This is a genomic window from Arthrobacter sp. Dra40, assembly GCF_059091905.1.
The window spans coordinates 1-3454 of record NZ_JBNHHB010000362.1; the positions used below are offsets into that span (position 1 = coordinate 1).

Sequence of the window (3454 nt, forward strand, 5' to 3'; positions counted from 1 at the left end):
AGAGCGTGCTGGACTACTGGGCCGCTTACGACCATTACCGGACAGAGGTGAAGGAGTACAAGGACTATGCCGCCGCCGTGGCGAAGGTGAACAAGGCCTGGGACAAGATTGCGGCGCAGTGGGAGGCGTATCGGGCCGACTACGCGGTCTACCAGCAGGCGCTGGCGGAGCGTTCCACGTTCTTCACGCGGCAGAACAATGCCCGGTCCAGCTACCGGACCGCTCTGGCGGAGTGCGCAGCGGACAACCGGAACGCTGAGCAGGAGTACAAAAATTCCCTGCAGGACTACAAGGACGAGATGCAGGAGTACAAGGACGCCATGGAAGAGTACCGGACGGCGGTGGAAGAAGCAGAGGACGACGAGGAGGAGCTGCCGGACCCGCCCGAACGGCCCGAGGAGCCCTCCCGCCCTGCCCCGGTGAACTGTGACGCCGCCATCCGCGTGCCGGCCATCCTGGACTGGGCGCCGCCGGCGAAGCCCGACGCCCCGGCACCGCCGGCCGATCCCCGGCCCCTGGACCAGCGGTAGGGCCGGACTGACCGTCGCGCACTACGTCCGGTCCCCTACCGTCCGGCCTTGCAGCCAGCAGCGCTGCAGCCCTGCAGCCCTGAGCCGCAGCCCTGATGAGCAAAGTCACCCGAGGGTTTGGCTAAAGTGGTGGCATGGTCGATTCCACCGCCACTGCCGCCACTTCCGCCACGGAGCACCTCGGTGCCGATGGAGGTGCGGTTCCGGACGCTTACTACGTACGGCTGGACGGTGGACGCTTCCATTCCACGCTGCACTCCCAGGGCGCATGGAATGACCACGAACAGCACATGGCCCCGGCTTCCGGCCTGATCGTGCACGAGCTGCTACGCAACCATCCCCGCCCGGAGATGGTGATGGGCCGGATCAATTTTGAGATCCTGGGCATCATCCACGGCGGCGAGTTCGAGATCAGGACCAACGTGCTCCGGCCGGGCAAGACGATTGAGCTTTTGGAAGCCACGTTCACCGCCCAAGGCCGCACTGCCATCCGCGCCCAGGCATGGCGGCTCTTGACTGGCGATACCGCCGAAGTCGCGGGCCCGGCGCATCCCGGGCTGCCCGGTCCCGAGGGCTGTCCCCCGGCGCCCATGCAAAGCGTCTGGGACGGCGGCTTCATCCGGGCCACCGAGTTCCGCACCGTGGCGGACCTCGGTCCCGGGAACGGCACCGTCTGGGCGAGGACCTTGCACCCGCTGGTCGAAGGCGAGGACAGCCACCCGCTGGCCCGGTTCGTCAGCATCGTGGACACTGCCAACGGCGTTGCGGTCCGGCAGGACCCGCGCGAGTACATGTTCCCCAACCTGGACCTGACCATCCACTTATTCCGCCAGCCGGAAGGAGAGTGGGCTGGACTGGACACCCGCGTAGCCTTCGGGACCAGCGGCGTCGGCATGACCGACACCGAGCTGTTCGATGAAGATGGCCCTGTTGGACGCGCCACGCAGATCCTGACCGTCCGCAGGTTCCCCGGATCAGCCGGATGAGCCTGCGCATCCTCACCATCGGCCGCAAGCATGAGTCTTGGGTCGCCGAGGGAATCGACCGCTACGAGAAGCGGATGAAAAAGCCCTTCGACGTCACGTGGCAGCCGATCCCGCATTCCTCCCGCGAGCACGATGCGGCACGGAAGGAAGAATCAGAAACCCTGCTGGCCAAGCTCGCCGGCAAGTACGCCAACGACTTTGTGGTGCTGCTGGACGAACGCGGCAAGAACATCGATTCGCCCACGCTGGCACGCACGCTGCAGCAGCCGCTGGACAGCTCCCGCAACGTCACCCTCATCATCGGCGGCGCGTATGGAGTGGACGACTCGATCCACCAGCGCGCCGACTTCGTCTGGTCGTTGTCCAAACTGGTCTTCCCCCACCAGCTGGTCCGGCTGATCCTGATCGAGCAGCTCTACCGCGCGCAGGAGATTTCCGGCGGACGGCCGTACCACCATGAATGACCGTGGGTAGCGCACTGCGGTTCGGCCGGTCGGCGGCAGTCGCCGCGGCCATCCTCTGCCTGGCCGCCGCAGCGCACACCGCAGCCGGCGGAATGCTGCCGCCCGCCGCCGTCGTGCTGGCACTGGGTGCCCTGACCTGGCTGCCGGTGATGGTCCTGGCCGGACGGCAACTCCATCCCGCGGCAATCCTTGCGGTGCTCGCAGGCGGGCAACTTGCGCTGCACCGGGCTTTTGGACTGTTCGGATCGGTCCGCTGCGCGCCGGCCGGACCGACCGCAGAACACACCGGTCACGCCGGCCACGCGGTGGCACTGGACTGTGTGGCTGCATCGCACGCCGGCAGTTCGCCGGGCATGCTCGCCGCACACCTGCTGGGCACCGCCCTGACCGCGCTCATGCTGGCCCGCGGCGAGGCCGCACTGTGGGCCCTGGCGGCTTGGCTGCGTCCGCTGGTCCGGCTGCCAGCGGCGGCTGTGCTGCCCGTGGCTGGCCCTTTGCCGGTCGCCGGCCAAGCTCCGCTGCCCCTGAACACCCAGTACCTGGCCACCCTGGTGCCGCTGCGCGGGCCGCCGGGGCCGGCGAGCCTCTGACACCGGCCCCGGCCCGTTCCCACGCATCATTCGCCCGCCGCTGCCCGCAACTCCTCCGTTCCTCCTCTGCGTGGGTTCGGCCTTGCCCAGCGCCTGCTGAAAGGCACCAATGTGACTACCGTTTCCCGCACGACCTTCCGCGCCGCACTGGCAGTCGGCACTACTGCCGGCCTGCTGGCCGTTGGCACCGGCGCAGCCTCCGCGCACGTCGGAGTTACTCCCGAGAACAACGCCGCCGGCAGCAGCTCCGTGCTGACCTTTTCCTTCGCCCATGGGTGCGACGGTTCGCCGACCACCGCGATCGCTATCTCGCTCCCCGAGCAACTCGTCGACGCCACACCTACCGTGCACCCTGGCTGGGCGGTGGAAAAGGTGACCGAGACCTTTGATGCTCCCAAGACCTTGGACAGCGGAGCGGCCGCCACCGAGCGGGTCAGCCAGATCGTCTATACGGCCAAGGAGCCCGTGCCGGACGGGCTGCGCGACACGCTGCAGCTGCAGGTTCTGCTGCCCGATGCTCCCGGCGAGACCCTGGCTTTCCCCACCCTGCAGACCTGCCAGAAGGGCGAAACCCAGTGGGACGACCTCGCCGCAGAAGGCCAGGATCCCCATGAGTTGAAGTCCCCTGCCCCGTCGTTCGTGATCGGCGAAGCGTCCGCCGGCAGCCACGGAGGGCACGACGGCGGAGGTGCGGCTCACGACGGCGGCGCGGCCGACGGCGGCACTGCTGCTCGCGGCGGAGCCGTGGCAGCTTCGGGTACCGACGCGGCGGCGGTTGCCGGTTGGACCGGGCTCGGCGCCGGCTTGCTGGGGCTGGCCGCCGGCGTGACAGCGCTGGTCCGCACCCGCACGAAGGCCTGACCTTCCGGCCCCTGGCTGCGGGC

General features: G+C 68.6%; 4 protein-coding genes and 1 pseudogene. All 5 read left to right on the plus strand.

The window, feature by feature from the left end:
* Positions 1-530: pseudogene (locus tag AC5RWT_RS35770) on the plus strand (hypothetical protein); the annotation flags it as partial.
* 134 nt (positions 531-664) lie between these two features.
* Positions 665-1516, plus strand: a complete 852-nt coding sequence (locus AC5RWT_RS35775; protein WP_494084363.1) for a thioesterase family protein — start codon at positions 665-667, stop codon at positions 1514-1516.
* Positions 1513-1980: a 23S rRNA (pseudouridine(1915)-N(3))-methyltransferase RlmH gene (gene rlmH, locus AC5RWT_RS35780; protein ID WP_494084364.1), complete on the plus strand. Its 468-nt coding sequence runs from the start codon at positions 1513-1515 to the stop codon at positions 1978-1980. The genes AC5RWT_RS35775 and rlmH overlap by 4 nt, the downstream gene beginning before the upstream one ends.
* A 2-nt stretch (positions 1981-1982) precedes the next feature.
* Complete coding sequence (locus tag AC5RWT_RS35785) at positions 1983-2570, plus strand: hypothetical protein (RefSeq protein ID WP_494084365.1); 588 nt, start codon at positions 1983-1985, stop codon at positions 2568-2570.
* A gap of 111 nt (positions 2571-2681) precedes the next feature.
* Complete coding sequence (locus tag AC5RWT_RS35790) at positions 2682-3431, plus strand: YcnI family copper-binding membrane protein (protein WP_494084366.1); 750 nt, start codon at positions 2682-2684, stop codon at positions 3429-3431.
* The last annotated feature ends 23 nt before the right edge of the window (positions 3432-3454 follow it).